This window comes from Cellvibrio sp. BR, assembly GCF_000263355.1.
GTDB lineage: Bacteria > Pseudomonadota > Gammaproteobacteria > Pseudomonadales > Cellvibrionaceae > Cellvibrio.
On sequence record NZ_JH668201.1, the window covers coordinates 1,127,798 to 1,146,389 of the forward strand.

Sequence of the window (18,592 nt, forward strand, 5' to 3'; positions counted from 1 at the left end):
GTAGATAAATATCTATTATGAACTATCACTCAATGACCAATAGTGCCATTGCTACCGAGCTAGGCGAACGCCTTGAACGTTTGCGGCTGGCGCAAAACCTGACCCAACAAATGCTGGCAGATGAAATAGGCATTACTGCCAAAAGTTATCGCCAATTGGTGGCTGGCGGCGGCAAGCTGGAAAATATGATTGCCGCCTTACGCGCGCTCAATGCCTTGGAGCAACTGGATAACTTCCTACCCGATACCCCACCCAGCCCACTCGAACAATTAAAACTGCGCGGTAAACAGCGCCAGCGCGCACGGACTAGTAACTATAAAGCAGCCGAGGCGCGCACTGCCGAGGGCATAAAAGAACCGGGGTTGGACTGGTAATGCTAAACCTCGCTGAAGTGTGGCTATGGGACAAATTGGTCGGCGCCCTTGCCTGGGCACCCGACACCGCAACCGCGACCTTTGAATATACGCCCGAATGGATAAAAACCGGGGTGCAAATCGCCCCACTGCACATGCCTAGCCACGCGGACGGCACACATATTTTTCACTTTCCCCAACTCAACCGCGACACCTATAAAGGGCTGCCCGCGTGTTTTGCAGATACCTTGCCCGACGATTTTGGCAACGCGGTAATCAATGCCTGGCTCGCACGCAACGGCCGGGACGCGCAGAGTTTTAATCCACTCGAGCGCCTGCTTTACAGTGGCAACCGCGGTATGGGGGCGCTGGAATACGCGCCTGCCCTGCGGCAAACTCAACAGACCAATAGCAAGCTGGAGCTGGAATCGCTGATCGCTATGGCGCAACAAGTACTGGATCAACGTGTCGGCCTAAACGGTTCGCTCCAACACAGGGGGAATGACGATCTCACAGCGATACTGCAAGTGGGTACATCCGCCGGTGGCGCGCGCGCCAAGGCCTTGGTTGCGCTCAATAAAACGCGCACTGAAATCCGCTCAGGGCAAGTAGATGCACCTGAGGGCTTTAAACATTATCTGTTGAAATTTGATGGAGTCATTGAACAAGGCAATAGCCGCGAAACCTTTGGCGACCCACAGGGTTTTGGCCGTATGGAATACGCCTATTATTTAATGGCAAAAGCGGCGGGCATTCGTATGGCGCCTTGCGAATTATTAATGGATGGTGAGCGCGCGCATTTTCTGACGCAGCGCTTTGATCGCATTGGCAATCACAAGGTTCACTATCAATCACTTTGTGCCATGGATCACGCCGATTTTAAAAAGCCGGGCTATTACAGCTATGAACAACTATTTGCCGTAGCGCGCCAACTGCGTTTAACGCGCGCTGAGGCGGTGGAAATTTATCGCCGCATGGTATTTAACATAGTGGCGCGCAACCATGACGATCACAGTAAAAATATCGGTTTTATTCTGCCCGGCCCGCGCATGCAGTGGCAATTAGCGCCCGCGTTTGACATAGCCTACAGCTACAAACCCGGCTCACCCTGGGTGAATTCGCACCAACTGAATTTAAATGGTAAACGCGATAATTTTACCCGCCGTGATTTATTAAGTGCTGCAACCTTAATTAGTAATTTCACCAAAGAAGCAAAACTGATTATTGAAGAGGTGCTTGATGTTGTCGGCCAGTGGCCAACCTATGCAAGCACGGCGGGTGTATCGCCGGAGTTTACACGCGAGATAAATAACAACTTACGCCTTTCGCTTTAAACACTGAGTTACCAACAGTCGATAGCCAAACAAGTCACCACAACTTTTATTGAATAAGGAATTGGCAATGCAAATCACCACCCTGGTATTTTTTGCGCTACTTATTTTTTTCACCTGGCGCGGTTATCAAAAAGGGTTTATTGGCTCTATTACGCGCATATTGAGTTGGATAGTCGCCTACCCTGCCGCACTTATTTTTACTCCAACGGTTGCTACATTGTTAATGCAACACACGGCATTAACGGGTTTGATTGTTTATTTTATTGCCGGTGCAGGGATTTTTTTGCTGGTCAGTTTTATTGTTTCATTATTGCTAAGCGGCGTTGGAAAATTGGTACCGGAAAACCATGTTACTAATACCGGCTCAAAAATAGGCGGTGCAGGTGTGGGTGTACTGGTAGGTGCACTGGCCGGTTTACTCGCGGTTTATGTGTTAGGGCTAGTCTTAACACCGAAGCAAAATACCATCACCGAAAACCTCACTACCGACACAACAACCAACGCTCCGCTCACCCATACCCCTGCTAACAGTTCAACGAATCCCCCCATTCCAACGCTACGCAATTTACAAAGCGCTAACGATTCATTTATTGAAGCAAGCGCTAAAAAATTAATGGGCGCCGCCGCCGCAACCGCGGTGGATTTGGCGGTGGAAGATAAAACCGCCAGCCAGGTCGCCAAAGCCTTTGTACAAGACCCACAAACCATGCTTGGCCATGTGCAGCAGATGACCAACAGCGGCCAAATGCAAACGCTGATGGCCGATGAAAAAATCCAATCGCTACTCACCACGGGCGACACTCATGCACTAATGCGCGACCCGGAATTTAAAGCCTTAATTGATAACCCAAGCATGCAGGCGCTAATGGCGCAAGCTGATGTGAACACCGATGCGGGCGCGCAGGCAGCGGCAGAAAAAATGGTTTTTGCGTGGAATCGAGTGCAGATAATTAAACATGACCCGCGGGTGATTGCGATAGTGACCGACCCGGAGTTTCAACAGCAATTAAATTCACCCAATAAATTGCCACTGATGCTGAACCCAAAATTAAACCAGCTCACGCAGATTATTTTTAGTCAGGAAACTATCGCGGCAAATGGTACGAATAATTACGAGGTGATAGAGGTAAAACAAAACAATACCGGCAACCAAACAACGCAGGAAACACCGAGAACACCTACCCAAATTTATCGCTGGACCGATGAAAAGGGGCAAGTGCATTATTCTGACCAGCCAACAAACCCGGCTGCAAAACCTCAGTAAACTTTTGCCAAGCCCTCGGGCCGCGTTTTGAAACGCGGCTGGGCCCACAAATACTGCTCCGGTGCTTTTAGGATTTCCTGCTCTACAAATTCATTTACCCGGCGCGCATCCGCCAATTCATCCCCTGTGGGGTAGTTTTCAAAGGGCGGGTGAACCACCACATCATAACCACTGCCATCGGCACGGCGGTATTGGGAGAAAGGGATAATTTTAGCGCGCCCCATGCGAGCAAATGTTGCCGTGGCAGTCACGGTCGCGGCGGGCACACCAAAAAAAGGCACAAATACTGACACTTTTGCACCCAGGTCGCGGTCAGGGGCATACCAAATCATTCGCCCTTTGCGCAGCTGTGTCACCATTCCGCGCACGTTGTCACGGCTAAGGGCAATACCTTCTTTTACATAGGCTTCACGACGCTTTTTTTGCACATAATCAAACACTTTGTTTTTATGCGGGCTGTACATCCCATCATAATTTATACACGCCCCCAGCATCGCACTGCCTATATCCAGTGTGGTGAAATGTAAACTAAGCAAGAGCGCGCCCTCGCCATCTGCCTTGGCTTTTTCAATGTGCTCAAGCCCGGTGATGGAGAATAATTTACGCAACCGCGGTTTTGACCAAAAATAACCAATCCCGGTCTCAAAAGCTGCCATCGCAGTGGATTGCAAATTGGCATTTAATAATTGGTCAATTTCCGCGGTTGTTTTTTCCGGAAAACAAAGTTGCAAATTAGTGCGCGCCATTTTCACCCGCTTTTTATTCAGGTGAAGCAAAGGTGCCGCGCGGCGAGCCAACGCCATCTGCCAGGAATAAGGTAATTGCGCAATCAAAAACCAAACCCCAAAACCAATCCAGGTAGGCCAATGACGAGGAGCCAGTAAAGCACGATCAAATTGCGATGAAGCCATAGTGATAAATAATCTAGATTGAAGTAGCCAATATCGGCAATAACTTAAAAGCTATAAACCAGATTGATAAAGGTGGTGGTGTCGGTTTTTTCTTTACCGTCTGCCACATCCGAGTCATTCGCAATCGCCACGCCCACTTTCATTTTCATGTGCGCATTAATACTTGTTGCCAGCGAGGTTTCGCTTTGGGTACGAGTATTGTCTGCACCGGATTCAACGCTAATTAATTGTTTGAAGGTGGCGTTGTCGCTAATTTTCCATTCCAGTGCGGTAGCTGCACGCAACATCGCACCACTTTCATCGGTGATGGTATCCGGCAACAAAGGATCCGTGCTTTCGGTCACTTTTTCACCTTCAAAATAACCAGGACCCGCTTCTATAAACCAGTTAAACGTGGGGCTGTAGTACAACCAGTTACCATAACCCAAAGCCAGGGTTGCATAAGTACGATAAGCACCAAACTTATCTTCGGTGTAGGAGCCATAACTAAATAAATAAGACTCTTCCACTCCAATCAAATAAGCAAACTTGGCAGAACCAAAATATTTTTCCGCCGTTTTCTCTCTCTGACTGGTGTTGTCGTCTTGTTTGACACTGTCCTCTTTGAACAGTGAATTAAAAATGTATTGGTTTTCCCATTTCTCCAAATTCTGCTTGGCATCCACTTTAAATTGGAGACTGGTGGTGTCGGTATTACCCGAAGTAGCGATAGCACCTATATCCACTTCTACTTCCCAAGGTTTTTTTGCATCCTCGGCAAAACTGGCAGTGGCACATGTGGTGAGAACAAAAGCAGCGGTCAATTTATACATAGTCAATCCTGTTACCTCTATCTAGGGAGGTGGAACCATAACATAGAAAAGCTGACTCCCAAATGAAAACGACCGGCCAATGGCCGGTCGTTTCTGTTAGGGGTGATAAGCGCTTAGTCGCGCAACAAACAGTTCAGCTCATCCACAACTTCAGCCCAATCAGAGTACTCCTGTCGAGCCTCACGCAGGAATGCCGCTTGTTCGGCAGTCCAAAAGGTGGCGCTCGCCAAGGGTTCGGCTTGCGGTAGCGGGCGATGCTTTTCAATAAAAGCCTCTATCGCGGCGGGAGAGTTGGGTAGACCTAATTTGGCAAAAAGATCATTCAGCGTGTAGAACATGCGGCCCTCCTGTCGATGTTATGGAACAATTCCACTCAAATATTCCACCACTAGGATAGCGGCAAGACAAGCAGTCTCCTAGCTTAATTTTCTATCGCCTTTTTTCCTCGGCCATCATTGCATGCAGTAGCTCGTCTTTTTCCTGCCAGAGTTGGTTGACCCAGAGCTGAAAACGCGCGCGAAACGCAGCATCCTCACTGTAATCCCCAATAAGTTCAGGTGGGATGGGCAATTGGCGAATGTGTACACGAATACGCTTCACCCGCCCACAGGCGTATTCCCAGTAAGTGGGAATCCCCTCCGGGTAATAGATGGTGACGTCCAACAAGCGATGCAACTGCCCACCCATGGCAGCGAGCGTAAAGGCCAAACCACCAGCTTTAGGCGGCAATAAGTGGCGATAAGGCGACTGCAACTGGTTATGTTTGGTCTCTGTAAAACGCGTGCCTTCCAGAAAATTAATAATCGTGACCGGGTGATGGCGAAAACGCTCGCAGGCCTTGCGCGTCTGCTCTATATCCTTCCCCTTGAGTTCAGGGTGTCGCTCAAGCTTGGCTTTGGAGTAGCGACGCATGGAGGGGAAATCCAGCCCCCAGAGCGCCAACCCCAATACCGGCACCCATAACAAGCTGCGCTTGAAAAAGAACTTTACCCCGGGAATACGCGCATTAAAGGCACGCACCAATACCAGAATATCGGGCCAGGACTGATGGTTGGCAATCAACATATACCATTCGGCACGGCTCAAATTGCCCAGCCCTTCCACTTCCACCTGAGTGGGCAAGGTATGCTCTTGCTGCCAGGTATTAAAGGTAATCCACAGGTTGGAGGCCGAATCCAACAGTCGGTCAATCGCGCGCCGCAAGGCGGTTACAGGAATCAATAATTTCACCAGCCCCAGCACCACTACCGGAACAGAAATCATAATAATGGTGATGGAGAAAATCGCAGTGACTAGCACCGCGCGCAGATGATTGAATAATTGCATATTACCAACCTGTGAACTTGCCTGAGACCCTAGTGTCATAAAAGCTGCGCATTTTTGTGCATTACCCACACAGGATCAAGAGAGGGACAATGAATGAAACGTTTTTGGATGGAAAACCGTTCACTGTTTATATTTTTAACACTGATGTTTTGCTTCCGCAGTGCTGTCGCTGATTGGAATCATGTACCCAGCGGTTCAATGAAACCCACAATTATTGAAGGCGATCGCATAGGCCTGAATAAGATGGCTTACGATCTACGCGTCCCTTTCACCCATATTTCACTTTATAAAATAACTGATCCACAACGCGGGGACATTGCAATATTTGATTCAAAGGTCGCCAATAAACGCTTGGTTAAACGCGTGATTGGCATACCCGGTGATACAGTCGCAATGCAGAACAATCGCCTTTATATCAATGGCGAAGCAATTACCTACACGCCCGCTGCTAATGGCGACTGGCTGGAACACTTACAGGGCAAAAACCATATAGTTCGAATTGACCCGAATACAAAAACCTATGCGAATTTTGCTCCGGTAAAAGTACCCGCAGACCATTATTTGATGCTTGGCGATAACCGCGATAATAGCGCCGACTCGCGCGTAATAGGTTTTGTGCCACGTAGCGAATTTGTCGGCCGTTCCCGCAGCGTTATTATGTCCTTCGATTATGAAGACAATTTTTTACCGCGCGCAGACCGTTTTTTTCATAGACTTGAATAGCCACTGAACGCTAGCGCACTTATTGCCACAAGAAATTAGCGTAAAAAATAATTGCGCACATCCAACCAATCATTCATACGCACCGCTGCAGCCTCCTCCATATTATGCGCTGCAGAAAACAGTAGGCCCTGCCCCACAAAACCTTCAAAGTGACGCGAGCTGTCATCAATTAAATAATCTGCTTGCACCACATTTTTCTTACCGCAAAAAATAAAATTCATGGGCGACAAAAATGGCAAATGTTTTACCAACCACTGGTATTTGGGTGTAAAGGATGTGGGATGCTCCATAGCGGCGGTGGCGATGACTATTTCATAGTGTTCATGCAACTCCCGAATCACCTCGATTGCATTTTCATAAGGAGGGATATCCTCAAAAAACGCCGGAATATCAGGGTAAGCTCTCACTCGCGCGACATGGGCTTCAGGCACAGCCTTATAAATCTTGGTTGCATATAAATCAGCCTTGGTTAGCTTTTGCTGAAACTCGCTGTTGTACCAATCAAGGTGACGGGCCAAGGTGTCGCAGATGGTTTCATCCATATCAATGGCAATACGTTTACGCATTTTTGCTCCCGAAACAATAGACCTACAAAACAATATACCGAAAACAATAGCTTGATAAAAAAATCCCCCGCCAAGGCGAGGGATTTTAGTGCAATCAACCTTAGAAGTTAGTTGGCACTAGAGGTGTCGTTTCTGCATCGTAGTCCACACCGTCGATACCGAAACCAAACAGACGCAAGAACTCGGCCTTGTAGCCTTCAAAGTCAGTCAGTTCAAACAGGTTTTCTTCAGTGACTAAATCCCACAGCTCTTCCACTTTGGTTTGCACCGATGGGTCTAATTCCAACTCGTCAACGCGGTAACGATTGGCATCGTCCAGACGCGGGGTGGCGGAGTACAGACACTCTTTAAACAAACGTTGGATCTGCTCGATACAACCTTCGTGAGTGCCCTGTGCTTTCATCACTTTAAACAGGATTGCCAAATACAGCGGCATTACTGGAATCGCAGAGCTCGCTTGAGTCACAACGGCTTTTAATACGGCAACACGTGCATTGCCACCGTGTTTTGCGCTCAGGGTTTTTGCCGCGCGATCCAAATCTTCTTTGGCTTTACCAATAGTCGCTTTACCGTAAATTGGCCAGGTTAATTTGTCGCCAAGGTAGGTGTAGGCAACGGTTTGGAAATTGTCAGCGAGCAGATCTGCGCCTTTGAGTGCATCGATCCACATTTCCCAGTCTTCACCGCCCATTACCTTAACGGTATTGGCGATCTCTTCGTCGGAGGCCGGCTCGATAGTGACATCAGAAATTTTCAGCGTGTCAGTATTGAGGTTTTTAGAGGTGTACTCCTTACCGATGGGTTTTAAGACCGAGTTAAACACTTCGCCTGTTTTAGGGTCGGTACGGCGTGGTGACGCAAGGCTGTAAATCACCAAATCCACTTTTCCCATGCTGTTTTTCAGCTCAGCAATAACTTTGTCTTTACAGGCATCGGAAAAGGCATCGCCATTAATAGTGTGGGCGTACAAACCTTCGGCTTTGGCTGCATCGTGAAATGCAGAGGTGTTGTAATAACCAGCGGTTGCCGTTTTAGCTTCCGACGGCTCTTTCTCAAAACACACACCCAAGGTATCTGCACCACCGCCAAAGGCGGCAGTAATCCGTGAAGCCAAACCAAAACCGGTTGAACAACCCAGCACCAGCACCTTTTTTGGCGCACCGGCAACGGGGCCTTTGGCTTTGGTGAAAGCGATTTGCTCTTGAACATTGGCAGCACAACCCTGTGGATGCGCATTGGTACAAATAAAACCGCGGACTTTTGGCTTGATAATCATGAATCTACCTTGTGGTGATGTTTATGAATTAGCGGGTGAATCAAACGGAAATGAGCACCAGAGGTGGCTCGCAAAGGCGGCCATTATAGTGCCAGAAAGCGCGAATGTCCCCTGCACCCGCTGCAACTCATCAGCAAGTCCAGAGCTACTCGCTCAAGCCGCAACAAATCTGCACAGGATTTGAACTATAGTTGAATCAATTCCCCACAGGATCAAGGAGCAATTTCATGATTTACCCCATGTTCGCCATGGTTTTACTGACTTTTTTGGTCGCCTTTCGCTTGCTTTTTTTGCGCCTCAAGGCAATTAAAACAGGCAGCGTTAAGCTGAGCCAATTTCGCCTGAATACCGGTGAGATGCCCGATGAAATAGCCCAAACCGCACGTAACTACAGCAATCTATTTGAAATACCCGTACTTTTTTACGCAGCGGGCGCCACCGCGATCGCCATGGGAACAGAAAGTACAGCCATGATGGTCGCCGCCTGGTTGTTTGTGTTCGCGCGCACAGCCCATAGCATCATCCACTTAACGATCAACGATGTAATCAACCGCTTTCGTACCTATGCCTTCGGTAATCTCTGTGTATTGGCGATTTGGGGTATATTGCTAATTGATCATGCCACTCACTATGTGGGGTAAATTGCACCAATAGCAGCACTTTTGTGTCGCCATATGCGCTGGCGCACCGAATTAACACCATTGAGAGGCTAAGCTAAACGCTGTTTTACTACCCAGAGGTACTACATTGTGAACAAAAAAATTATCGCCAGTTTATTACTCAGCTTGAGTGCCCTACCGGGCTTGCCCGCCATGGCCGACGATCTGGGCATTAATGTGATATTGGAAGGTGAAGTTGCCCCCGGCGTTTATGGCCGGGTCGAATTGGGCAATGACTCGCGCCCGAACATTTACTACCGCGAGCCCATGATCATCGTCAGCGATTCAAAATATGCACGTAGCCGACCTGTGTATTTACATGTCCCACCGGGCCATGCAAAAAATTGGGGTAAACATTGCAGTAAATATCGTGCATGCGACCGTCCGGTGTATTTTGTGCGTTCAGCAGAATATGACGAGCACTACAGTGACGATCATGGTCATGATGAACACAAGCATGAAAAAAATGATCGCCCAGGCAAGGGCAAGGGACAAGGAAACGGCAAAGGAAAAGGCAACAATCACTAAATACTGTGTTTTCACCACCCAGACAATTGCAGCACAACCTTTGCGCTGCTTGATCCCCGCCAGAGTGCGGGGATTTTTTTATCTGCTGCAAAAAAACCAGCCACCTTTCTTTACACTCCCGCCACACGGATTTACTGCTTTTCAGGTAAAATCCGGTAATAAATTTAATGCTTATCGGTTTCACTCTCCAACACTACATATTCGGCAGGAATACGCATGATTACCCACGAACCCAATCCGCTTTACGTTGCCCACCCCGATCGTTACAAAACCATGAAATATCAACGCTGCGGCAAAAGCGGCCTGCGCTTATCGCGCTTATCGCTGGGTTTATGGCAAAACTTTGGCGCGGTGGATTCACAAGCCAACGCGCGTAACATGCTGCGCCGTGCGTTTGATTTAGGCATTACCCATTTTGATTTGGCAAATAATTACGGCCCGAATTTCGGCTCGGCGGAATCCACTTTTGGCAATATTTTTAAACAGGATTTTGCGCACTACCGCGATGAATTAATTATCTCCAGCAAAGCGGGTTACGACATGTGGCCAGGCCCTTATGGCATTGGTGGTTCACGCAAATATTTGGTGAGCAGTTGCGATCAAAGCCTGAAGCGTACAGGTTTGGATTATTTTGATATTTTTTATCATCACTGCATGGACCCGGAAACACCGCTGGAAGAAACCATGCAAGCGCTGGATTATATTGTGCGTTCAGGTCGCGCACTTTATGTTGGTATTTCCAATTACCAACCCGAGCAGACCAAAGAAGCTGCACGTATTTTGCGCGCATTGGGCACACCACTACTCATTCATCAACCGCGTTACAACATGTTTGATCGCTGGATTGAAAATGGTTTAACCGACGTTTTGAAAGAGGAAGGTATTGGCTCGATCGTATTCTCCCCACTTGCACAAGGTGTGTTAACCAACAAATATTTGAATGGTATTCCCGCCGATTCACGCGCAGCGCGCCCTGAATTAATCTACCTGAACAACAAAGACATCACACCGGAAAAATTACAAAAAGTACAAGCCTTGAATGCGATTGCAGAATCACGCGGTCAATCACTGGCACAAATGGCCATCGCCTGGACTTTGCATAATGATGCGGTGACCACCTGTTTGATTGGCGCCAGCCGCCCCGCGCAAATTGATGACTCGGTTGCTGCCTTAAACAACCTTGATTTCAGTGCAGATGAGCTTGCAAAAATTGAAACCATTTTAAAATAAACCGCACCGTAGGTTGGGTTAGAGGCGAGCAGCGCGAGCCTCGTAACCCAACAGCAGTGTCGCCGCCCACCGAATGTTGGGTTACGCGACTCGTTAAACTCGCCGCTAACCCAACCTACGATTTAACAACCAACATTCCATTTATGCTATCAACTAATAACCCGCGCATAATTCTCCTTCAATTGTTTCTGCGGATACTTCAACGCATAAACCTCTGACCCCATCAACAACACCACAGCAAACAAAATTATCCGCGCTCGCCAGCCCCGGCTCCACAAACAATAAGTGAATAACACTGCTAACAATACGGGCAGCCCCACAATCAAAAACGATGCAATAAGCTCAATCATTTTAGTGTTCCTTCACTGTCGCACTGGCGGCTTTACTACTAGCGCCCAATGAATACCAATCCACCTTGCGTGTAAGCAACATAAATGCGCCAAGCACAACAAACAATAACAATGCGCCCATTAACAATGCGTAATCCTCCGCGCTTAACAGGCCATATAACAACAGGTATAAAAACCCCAAGCCCAAGCTAAATCCCGCACCGCGTATAAAACTTTGCAGCACATAGGACACGTAAAAACCAATCAGCACCACGCAGGCAAATGAGGAAATAGCGTAAGCCGCAACAAAAGCGATATGTTCAGATAACGCCAGCAGCAATAAGTAGAAAAATGCCAATGCCAACCCCACCAAACCGTATTGAACCGGGTGAACCTGCAAGCGTTTTAACACTTCAAATAAAAAGAAACTGGCAAAGGTGAGCGCAATAAATAACAACGCATATTTAATCGCCCGATCACTTTTTACATACAAATTGACCGGTTCAACCAAGCTCACACCAAATTGCCGCTGTTGGTATTGATCACACTGTGTGGTGCGAATACAGGCAGTAAAATATTCTGCAAAATTGGTGGAAAAATAGGATGTCTGCCAACGCGCAGTAAATCCGGTGTTATCAATACTGCGCTCCGCCGGTAAAAAATCGCCCAGAAAACGCGGGTGCGGCCAATCGGAGTGCAATTCAACATGGGTTTCCTTACCCAAGGGCGCTATGTTGAATTGCTCCGTGCCTTGCAACATCAACTTGAAAGAAAAAGGTACTGACTGCGCTTGTGAATGGATATCTGAAAAAACAGTTGGCGATAACCGTGCATGCACACCATCACCCAGAATTTTTAGTTGCGAGCCAGGTTCAAAGTCATAGGTTTGCTGATTCAGCTGTAACTGCAGGGAATTTTTAATGCCGCGGATATCGCTAATACCCACCGCCACAAAGGGACTGTTAAAGGTGTAATCAGCGAGATTGGTTTTAATGCCGTAATTGAGCGGCAAGGTAAAGTACCCGTCGATACTATTGTCTGCATGGTAAAGCCGCGCAGTGTAAATACCCAACTGGCGCGACTCGGTAGTCATATCACCACTCAAACGAAAGCGGTCAGGTAAAAAGTAGAGATTGTCTTCAATTACCCGCTCATGAAATACTTTTTCCTTAGCCTCATTCAGCGTCCAATAGCGCTCCTTTTTAGAATATGGGACAACTAATACGGGGCCCACCAGAGTTTGGCTATAGGCTGAGCTGCGCGCTATATCGCGCACAACTTGCTCGCTGTACTCCCGCCGCTCATCAATGGAGTTGCCAATCATTACCAGTGGAATAAGTAACAACAACATTAAACAGCCAATAGCTAAAAATTTGAACAATAGTGAACGATTCATGGTGATCTCCTTGGATTAATTAGGGATCACTATGCCGATGCTACATGGATTCTTTATGGAGAGTTGGCGGTGCTGTATGGAGATTGTGTGAATTTTTCGAGGATATTGTGCGAAGCTGACGAGCGCCCTGCCCTTTGCACAACTGCAGAGCGCTTGTAGTAACAGTAAACTACCGGCGGTTAAATACCACCTGATTTTTGCTCGGGAAAATAGTGCGAAATTTTTTCATAAATTCATCATTAAACTTGCGCATCCGTTTGGATAATAACAAATTACCCGAGGTAAAACTGGCAGTACAAAGCTCCAAAGTCTGGTTACACAGGTTTTTAGTATTCATTGGGTATGCAAAAAAATAATCCGCAAAGTGTTGTTCAAATTTGTCCATCTGCGCGGGTGATACACGTAAATTCTCATTGTTGACTGCGGCACCAAACAGCATATACACCGGAGTTTCAGAGTTGACGACGGGACGCCCGTTAATCCGCACACTGACTAAATCAACATTAAATACCATGCGCTGTTTAAAGTAAGACACCACAAAACGCCCTTCCGTTTTTTTTGCTTCCTCCGTGTAACGAAAGCTATACCAGCCCTGATTACCCGCCTTGGTAATGCTTAACTGCTTGCTGCCATCTTCACTTAACCAGTCACCGGCTACTGGGCGGGGAGTATCCGGCACATTGGCGCTAGCAAGTGGTTTGGACAAAAGATCTTTACAGGCAGTGAGCGACAAGAGAACAACACAACACAAAAGCTTGAGCGGCGACAGCATTCTTTTAACTCCAGCGATAATCGGTATTTTAGTAGGCACTTACAGAGCCATTTTTTAAAACCCGGAGCTTATTTTTTTACCGTCGCCAGAGCTGTAAATAATTGTACTTTCAGGCAGCCTTTCACACACCAGGGAATTCCAATATCACACTTACACCAGTTGTGGCTAGCGAGTGCGCATGCGGGACATTGGGGGATAAATCCTGAAGCCGGGTGTTCATAATCGATAATTTTCCAGCGTGTAAGTCCATTACCTCCTGCACAAAACTCAACCCCAATCCGGTACTTTTTTTGCCCGTTTGCGGGCGCGGCAGTGAAAAGAATCGCTCGGTTAAACGCGCAAAAGCAAATTCGGGGATTGACTCACCCTGATTGAAAATAGATACCTGTAAATGTTCGCCTTGTTTAATTGTCTGCATAAAAATAATGCCACCATGAGGTGTAAAATCAAGTGCGTTTTCAAGCAAGTTATTGAATGCTTGATGCAATAAAAACACTTCACCAACCACCACTGCAGAGGGCGTATAGTCTTTGTGGATTTGAATCGACTGTTGGGCAATACGCGCTATCTGGTTATCCAGCAACTCATCGCACAGTCTATTAAGATCGATAGATTTTGGATCATGCAGGCTCTGCTGCTGTTCAACCAAAGCAAGGTTCAATAATCGCTCGATTAGATGTTGCAAACGCAGACTTTCAGTATCGATATTGACGATAAAGCGCTGCCGCTGTTGCTGGTTTTCAGGTGTTTGCAACAGCGGTGTCTGCAATAATTCAGCGGCTGCACGAATACCCGCCAGCGGGCTTTTTAATTCGTGTGCCAATGTTTGTACATAGCGCTCAATATAGGCTTTACCATCCAACTCGCTGCGCATGGATTCTAACGCCTGCGCAAGTTGGCGCAATTCACCGCTGGCAATTTTGCTTTCAGGAATTATTGCGCGCTCGCCCTGGCTAACACTCACCGCATACTCGCGCAACTTGCGCAGTTCGCGGCTCAACCACCAGGAAAATACTGCACCGCTGAGCAAGCCCAGCAAAATTAAACTGCCCCCCAAAATACCCAAACGCTGTTGGGTGCGATCAATAAAGGGTTGCACACTGCGGTTCGGTTTGGCTACCGACACCACACCGATAATGTCATCGCCATTTTTAATGGGCGCGGCCACATACATAATGCTGGAACTTTCATCGCCCTCCTGCTCATGGGAAGAACGCGCACCGTACTTACCTTGCAAGGTTAAATACACGTCATTCCAGCGCGAGTAATCTTGCCCTACCGCAATGTTATTGGAATCCAACAACACTATGCCATTGCGGTCAGTAACATAAATACGGTGGTTCACCGCAAATTTATTCACGCCCCAAATGTTGGCATTGGGCGTTCGCTGACCATAGGCACGAAAAATATCCGCATAAAAATCTTTATTGATTTGATTATTTAACATTGGTTCGCGCAAGAATTCCGCCAGCAAATTGGCAGTATCAACCAGTGTTTCCTCGGTTGATTGGCGCACGCCCGGGCGAATTTCTTCCATCACCGTGCGCAATACAAAGTAACTGCACAGCGCCACAAACAGCATGTAAATAATAAATATGCGTAAACTCAGCGACATCAATGAGCTTCCGGTTGATAGCAATAACCAAAACCACGTTGGGTTTTAATGGGCTCTGCAGCAGGGTTTACACTGCGTAGTTTGGCTCGCAGGCTTTTTATATGGCTATCGATACTGCGATCGTAACCTGCATCCACCGTAACACCCACCGCTGTGAGCAACTGTTCGCGGCTAAATACCCGCCCCGGCTGCGCCAACAGGGTTTCCAACAAACAAAATTCAAAGCGGGTTAGTTGTAACAATTGTTGGTGGTAGTGAATAGTTTTACGTTCATGATCTATCGTGAATTCAGCTGAAGTCGAGGTGCGGGCCGAACTAACCGCAACCGTCGGCACCTCCTGCTGCGGCACGCGTGTGCGCTTTAAAATAGCTTTAACGCGGGCAGCCACTTCCCGCGGGCTGAAAGGTTTTACCACATAATCATCTGCACCAATTTCAAGCCCCACTACCCGATCCAGTTCATCGCCACGGGCGGTTAAAAACATCACCGGAACTTCGGAAAATTTTCGCAGTTGCTTGCAGGCTTCAAAACCGGTCATGTCGGGCAGCCCCACATCCATAATAATCAGATCGACCGGTTGCTCCTTAGCGTGAACCAATGCCTTGCTCGCCAGACTTTCCCAATGGGTGGTAAAGCTCTCTGCCTGCAATACAAATACCAGGCTTTCAGCGATGCTGGGCTCGTCCTCAAGAATCAAAATATGGGGCATGAAGTCAATCCGTAAATAGATAAGGGCTGGGGCGATTCTACAAGAAAGCCGTGATTTAACGTATTGCAATAGCGAGAAAACCGCCCTACCCTCCAAACATATTCCCGTTTCCGGTCAGAGATTATGTCTTCACACAATTCAACACCTGCCGAGCCTATTAGCATTGTCGGCGGCGGCCCTAAAAAAGTGCTCTACACCTTAAAAACCGTGGCGCGTATCGGCCTGCTTAACTCAGCCAAAGCGCTCAACAGCAAAAACACCTGCAAAGCCTGCGGTTTGGGTATGGGCGGTCAACGCGGCGGTATGACCAATGAAAAAGATGAATTCCCGTCGGTGTGCAATAAAAGTATTCAGGCGCAATCCACCGATATTCAGGCGCCCATCCCCGAGGATTTATTTACTCACACGCTGGACGATTTTAAACAACTGAGTGCCTACGAAATTGAACATCTGGGGCGGTTAAATACCCCGCTGTTTAAATCTGCCGATGGCAATAAATACACGCCAGTAAGTTGGGAATTTGCACTGGATAAAATGGCACGCAGTTTTGCAGCCACCCAGGCGGAGCGCACATTTTTTTATTCATCGGGCCGCTCCTCCAACGAAGCGGGTTTTGTGCTGCAATTACTCGCGCGTTTGTACGGCACCAATAACGTCAACAATTGTTCCTACTACTGCCATCAAGCTACCGGCGTTGGTTTATACAATGTAATCGGCACAGGTACGGCGACAGTGTCATTAGAAGATGTGGGCAAATGCGATTGTATTTTTGTGATAGGTGCAAACCCATCCTCCAATCATCCACGCTTCGTGCATCAATTAAAAAATTGTCGCGAACGCGGCGGACAAGTGATTGTTATCAATCCGGCTAAAGAACCGGGTTTAGTACGTTTTGCGGTACCCAAGAGCGCTAAATCCATGTTCAGCGGCGGAACCTGGATTGCATCAGAATATGTGCAACCCAAAATCGGCAGCGACCTTGCGTTACTCAAAGGTATCGCCAAAGCATTGTTGGAAGCGCAACACATCGATGAACAATTTATCGCACAGCACACCGATAATTTTTTAGTGTTTAAACAGGATATTGATAATACGTCGTGGCAAACCATCACCACTCATTGCGGTATTGATCAGGAAATAATTCGACACCTCGCACAGGCCTACGCCAAAGCTGAGCGCGCTATTTTTGCCTGGGGCATGGGCATTACCCATCATTTACACGGTGTTGAAAATGTGGAGGCGATTGCCAACCTTGCGTTGCTGCGCGGCATGTTAGGCAAGCCCGCCGCCGGCTTATTACCGCTGCGCGGTCACAGCAATGTGCAGGGCATTGGCACTGTGGGTGTTAAACCCATTTTAGCGGAAGATGTTTTATTACAACTGGAAAAACACACCGGTGCACAATTACCGCGTAGCGCAGGCATGGATACCCTTGCCTGTTTGACTGCAGCACACGAAGGAAAAATAGATGCCGCATTGATTATGGGCGGCAATTTATTTGCGGCAACTCCGAATAGCCACTGGGCGCAACAAGCGCTGGATAAAATCCCCTTTAAAGTGTACTTGACCACTACACTCAACCTGGGTCACGTGACTGGCATGGAAACCAGTGAAGCATTAATTTTACCGGTCACCGCGCGGGATGAAGAGTGGCAACCCACCACCCAGGAATCCATGTTTAATTATGTGCGTTTAAGTGATGGCGGTATAAATCGCTTGCACAATGTAAAACCGGAAGTAGAAATTCTGTGCGAATTAGGCAAACGCTTATTACCTGAATGCCCACTCGATTTTAATCAACTGAAACAACACGATTCTATTCGCGCGGCGATTGCCGCGACCATTCCCGGCTTGAGTGAATTAAAAGATATCGCACACACAAAACAAGAATTCACGATTCAAAATCGCTTACTAAGCACACCGGAATTTGCCACGAAAAACGGCAAAGCCCAATTTCAAACCAACGTATTACCCGAGACTATCACCAACAATGATTTTCCGTTTGTATTAGCGAGTATTCGCAGTGAAGGTCAATTTAATTCAATTATTTACGAAGAGACGGACTCTTATCGCGGGACTAATACCCGCTGGTCGGTATTGATGAACAAGGAAGATATTCAAGCGCTGGGAGTTGCCGCCGGTGACCCCGTAACCTTGCGTTCGGCGCAAGGTGAAATGAAAGCCGTCACTGTTTTTGCGTTTGATGTGCCGCGCGGTAATGTCCTGGCTTATTACCCGGAAGCCAATGTCCTGATTGCCACCACTCACGACCCGCGCAGTAAAACACCGGCCTTTAAATCGGTGCCAGTACAAGTGACTCCATGCAAATAGTTTGTTAGATAGAAATATTGATGGTGGTCTTCGGGGCTTTGCGGCGGTCGCGCCCTGCGCGGGTTTCAACAATGGTCTGGTCTGCTTTATGGCGACGATCCTGCTTGCGACGTTCAACTCCACCGGGTGGACCTATGGCATCCAGGCCAGCAGAACGCTGTTGCTGCTGATTTTCATTGGCATAGGGGCTCACCGCCGTAGTCGTTGAAGGACGACTGGGCGCTTTAACCGATACCGGTCGAGGCTGGATTGGTCCAAGGTAAACCATGATTGCACCTGAATTCGCAAGTTACAGTCAATTTATCGGCAGCATTCAATCGCCCTTTAACCTTAAGTGCCCAAGATACGTAAAACTGACGCCAAGGTCACATTTTAACCAGAAATTCGGTCAAATTTCCGCCTAAAGAAACACTTGACCATCCATTTCAGTCTTTTATACTCGCTTTACGAAGGGGAG

At 47.7% G+C, this 18,592-nt stretch carries 20 protein-coding genes; 8 read left to right on the forward strand and 12 right to left on the reverse strand.

What is annotated here, in order from left to right:
* Positions 1-17 precede the first annotated feature (17 nt).
* The 3 genes from O59_RS10170 to O59_RS10180 all read left to right on the forward strand — a co-directional run bounded on the left by O59_RS10170 (position 18) and on the right by O59_RS10180 (position 2,951).
* Positions 18-374, forward strand: a complete 357-nt coding sequence (locus tag O59_RS10170; RefSeq protein WP_040391848.1) for a helix-turn-helix transcriptional regulator — start codon at positions 18-20, stop codon at positions 372-374.
* Complete coding sequence (locus O59_RS10175) at positions 374-1,687, forward strand: type II toxin-antitoxin system HipA family toxin (protein ID WP_007642259.1); 1,314 nt, start codon at positions 374-376, stop codon at positions 1,685-1,687. Before O59_RS10170 ends, O59_RS10175 begins: the two co-directional genes overlap by 1 nt.
* Before the next feature lie 67 nt (positions 1,688-1,754).
* A complete protein-coding gene (locus O59_RS10180) occupies positions 1,755-2,951 on the forward strand; it encodes a CvpA family protein (RefSeq protein ID WP_007642261.1) in 1,197 nt (398 codons plus the stop codon).
* Here O59_RS10180 and lpxL read toward each other — a convergent pair.
* From lpxL to O59_RS10200, 4 genes are all read right to left on the reverse strand, one after another.
* The gene (gene lpxL / locus O59_RS10185) at positions 2,945-3,862 is read right to left on the reverse strand and encodes an LpxL/LpxP family Kdo(2)-lipid IV(A) lauroyl/palmitoleoyl acyltransferase (RefSeq protein WP_007642263.1); all 918 of its coding nucleotides are present in this window, start codon (positions 3,860-3,862) and stop codon (positions 2,945-2,947) included. The two genes, O59_RS10180 and lpxL, sit on opposite strands and share 7 nt — an antisense overlap.
* Positions 3,863-3,906: 44 nt before the next feature.
* Positions 3,907-4,674, reverse strand: a complete 768-nt coding sequence (locus O59_RS10190) for a YdiY family protein (protein ID WP_007642265.1) — start codon at positions 4,672-4,674, stop codon at positions 3,907-3,909.
* A gap of 113 nt (positions 4,675-4,787) precedes the next feature.
* Positions 4,788-5,012: a DUF2789 domain-containing protein gene (locus tag O59_RS10195; RefSeq protein ID WP_007642266.1), complete on the reverse strand. Its 225-nt coding sequence runs from the start codon at positions 5,010-5,012 to the stop codon at positions 4,788-4,790.
* Between the two features lie 91 nt (positions 5,013-5,103).
* Positions 5,104-6,000 (reverse strand): acyltransferase, encoded by an 897-nt coding sequence (locus tag O59_RS10200; protein ID WP_007642267.1) that lies wholly within the window; start codon positions 5,998-6,000, stop codon positions 5,104-5,106.
* Positions 6,001-6,093: 93 nt separating this feature from the next.
* Here O59_RS10200 and lepB point away from each other — a divergent pair, with 93 nt between their 5' ends.
* Complete coding sequence (lepB, locus tag O59_RS10205) at positions 6,094-6,723, forward strand: signal peptidase I (protein WP_007642268.1); 630 nt, start codon at positions 6,094-6,096, stop codon at positions 6,721-6,723.
* A gap of 35 nt (positions 6,724-6,758) precedes the next feature.
* Here the strand turns inward: lepB and O59_RS10210 are convergent, their stop codons facing one another.
* On the reverse strand, positions 6,759-7,289 hold the full coding sequence (locus O59_RS10210; protein WP_007642269.1) for a 5'-3'-deoxyribonucleotidase: 531 nt from the start codon (positions 7,287-7,289) through the stop codon (positions 6,759-6,761).
* Positions 7,290-7,389: 100 nt separating this feature from the next.
* Positions 7,390-8,565, reverse strand: a complete 1,176-nt coding sequence (gene fabV, locus O59_RS10215) for an enoyl-ACP reductase FabV (RefSeq protein ID WP_007642270.1) — start codon at positions 8,563-8,565, stop codon at positions 7,390-7,392.
* A 227-nt stretch (positions 8,566-8,792) separates the two neighbouring features.
* Between fabV and O59_RS10220 the strand changes: the two genes are divergently transcribed.
* The 3 genes from O59_RS10220 (at position 8,793) to mgrA (ending at position 10,982) form a co-directional block, all read left to right on the forward strand.
* On the forward strand, positions 8,793-9,206 hold the full coding sequence (locus O59_RS10220; RefSeq protein WP_007642271.1) for an MAPEG family protein: 414 nt from the start codon (positions 8,793-8,795) through the stop codon (positions 9,204-9,206).
* Positions 9,207-9,314: 108 nt separating this feature from the next.
* Entirely contained in the window at positions 9,315-9,752 is a 438-nt protein-coding gene (locus O59_RS10225; protein WP_007642273.1) for a hypothetical protein, read from the forward strand.
* Between the two features lie 216 nt (positions 9,753-9,968).
* Positions 9,969-10,982, forward strand: coding sequence for an L-glyceraldehyde 3-phosphate reductase (gene mgrA, locus O59_RS10230; protein ID WP_007642275.1), 1,014 nt, complete (start codon positions 9,969-9,971; stop codon positions 10,980-10,982).
* 149 nt (positions 10,983-11,131) lie between these two features.
* On the opposite strand, the gene O59_RS10235 is transcribed toward mgrA, so the two are convergent.
* From O59_RS10235 to creB, 5 genes are all read right to left on the reverse strand, one after another.
* Positions 11,132-11,332 carry a hypothetical protein gene (locus O59_RS10235; protein ID WP_007642276.1) on the reverse strand — a complete coding sequence of 67 codons (201 nt, stop codon included), beginning with the start codon at positions 11,330-11,332 and terminating at the stop codon, positions 11,132-11,134.
* Position 11,333: 1 nt separating this feature from the next.
* The gene (gene creD / locus O59_RS10240) at positions 11,334-12,707 is read right to left on the reverse strand and encodes a cell envelope integrity protein CreD (protein ID WP_007642277.1); all 1,374 of its coding nucleotides are present in this window, start codon (positions 12,705-12,707) and stop codon (positions 11,334-11,336) included.
* A 169-nt stretch (positions 12,708-12,876) separates the two neighbouring features.
* Positions 12,877-13,479 (reverse strand): hypothetical protein, encoded by a 603-nt coding sequence (locus O59_RS10245; protein WP_007642278.1) that lies wholly within the window; start codon positions 13,477-13,479, stop codon positions 12,877-12,879.
* Positions 13,480-13,600: 121 nt separating this feature from the next.
* On the reverse strand, positions 13,601-15,094 hold the full coding sequence (gene creC / locus O59_RS10250) for a two-component system sensor histidine kinase CreC (RefSeq protein WP_007642280.1): 1,494 nt from the start codon (positions 15,092-15,094) through the stop codon (positions 13,601-13,603).
* Positions 15,094-15,804: a two-component system response regulator CreB gene (gene creB / locus O59_RS10255; protein ID WP_007642282.1), complete on the reverse strand. Its 711-nt coding sequence runs from the start codon at positions 15,802-15,804 to the stop codon at positions 15,094-15,096. The genes creC and creB overlap by 1 nt, the downstream gene beginning before the upstream one ends.
* Positions 15,805-15,927: 123 nt before the next feature.
* On the opposite strand from creB, the gene O59_RS10260 reads away from it, so the two are divergent.
* Positions 15,928-18,135, forward strand: coding sequence for an FdhF/YdeP family oxidoreductase (locus O59_RS10260; RefSeq protein WP_007642284.1), 2,208 nt, complete (start codon positions 15,928-15,930; stop codon positions 18,133-18,135).
* A gap of 4 nt (positions 18,136-18,139) precedes the next feature.
* On the opposite strand, the gene O59_RS10265 is transcribed toward O59_RS10260, so the two are convergent.
* Positions 18,140-18,403 carry a hypothetical protein gene (locus O59_RS10265; RefSeq protein ID WP_040391850.1) on the reverse strand — a complete coding sequence of 88 codons (264 nt, stop codon included), beginning with the start codon at positions 18,401-18,403 and terminating at the stop codon, positions 18,140-18,142.
* Positions 18,404-18,592: the final 189 nt, after the last annotated feature.

What these genes read in the sequence shown, in the direction of transcription:
- creB (WP_007642282.1), bottom strand. Translation starts at nt 15,804, where the DNA reads ATGCCCCATATTTTGATTCTTGAGGACGAGCCCAGCATCGCTGAAAGC.
- creC (WP_007642280.1), bottom strand. Translation starts at nt 15,094, where the DNA reads ATGTCGCTGAGTTTACGCATATTTATTATTTACATGCTGTTTGTGGCG.
- O59_RS10210 (WP_007642269.1), bottom strand. Translation starts at nt 7,289, where the DNA reads ATGCGTAAACGTATTGCCATTGATATGGATGAAACCATCTGCGACACC.
- mgrA (WP_007642275.1), top strand. Translation starts at nt 9,969, where the DNA reads ATGATTACCCACGAACCCAATCCGCTTTACGTTGCCCACCCCGATCGT.
- lpxL (WP_007642263.1), bottom strand. Translation starts at nt 3,862, where the DNA reads ATGGCTTCATCGCAATTTGATCGTGCTTTACTGGCTCCTCGTCATTGG.
- O59_RS10195 (WP_007642266.1), bottom strand. Translation starts at nt 5,012, where the DNA reads ATGTTCTACACGCTGAATGATCTTTTTGCCAAATTAGGTCTACCCAAC.
- O59_RS10265 (WP_040391850.1), bottom strand. Translation starts at nt 18,403, where the DNA reads ATGGTTTACCTTGGACCAATCCAGCCTCGACCGGTATCGGTTAAAGCG.
- O59_RS10235 (WP_007642276.1), bottom strand. Translation starts at nt 11,332, where the DNA reads ATGATTGAGCTTATTGCATCGTTTTTGATTGTGGGGCTGCCCGTATTG.
- O59_RS10190 (WP_007642265.1), bottom strand. Translation starts at nt 4,674, where the DNA reads ATGTATAAATTGACCGCTGCTTTTGTTCTCACCACATGTGCCACTGCC.
- lepB (WP_007642268.1), top strand. Translation starts at nt 6,094, where the DNA reads ATGAAACGTTTTTGGATGGAAAACCGTTCACTGTTTATATTTTTAACA.
- O59_RS10180 (WP_007642261.1), top strand. Translation starts at nt 1,755, where the DNA reads ATGCAAATCACCACCCTGGTATTTTTTGCGCTACTTATTTTTTTCACC.
- fabV (WP_007642270.1), bottom strand. Translation starts at nt 8,565, where the DNA reads ATGATTATCAAGCCAAAAGTCCGCGGTTTTATTTGTACCAATGCGCAT.
- O59_RS10220 (WP_007642271.1), top strand. Translation starts at nt 8,793, where the DNA reads ATGATTTACCCCATGTTCGCCATGGTTTTACTGACTTTTTTGGTCGCC.
- O59_RS10245 (WP_007642278.1), bottom strand. Translation starts at nt 13,479, where the DNA reads ATGCTGTCGCCGCTCAAGCTTTTGTGTTGTGTTGTTCTCTTGTCGCTC.
- O59_RS10175 (WP_007642259.1), top strand. Translation starts at nt 374, where the DNA reads ATGCTAAACCTCGCTGAAGTGTGGCTATGGGACAAATTGGTCGGCGCC.
- creD (WP_007642277.1), bottom strand. Translation starts at nt 12,707, where the DNA reads ATGAATCGTTCACTATTGTTCAAATTTTTAGCTATTGGCTGTTTAATG.
- O59_RS10200 (WP_007642267.1), bottom strand. Translation starts at nt 6,000, where the DNA reads ATGCAATTATTCAATCATCTGCGCGCGGTGCTAGTCACTGCGATTTTC.
- O59_RS10170 (WP_040391848.1), top strand. Translation starts at nt 18, where the DNA reads ATGAACTATCACTCAATGACCAATAGTGCCATTGCTACCGAGCTAGGC.
- O59_RS10260 (WP_007642284.1), top strand. Translation starts at nt 15,928, where the DNA reads ATGTCTTCACACAATTCAACACCTGCCGAGCCTATTAGCATTGTCGGC.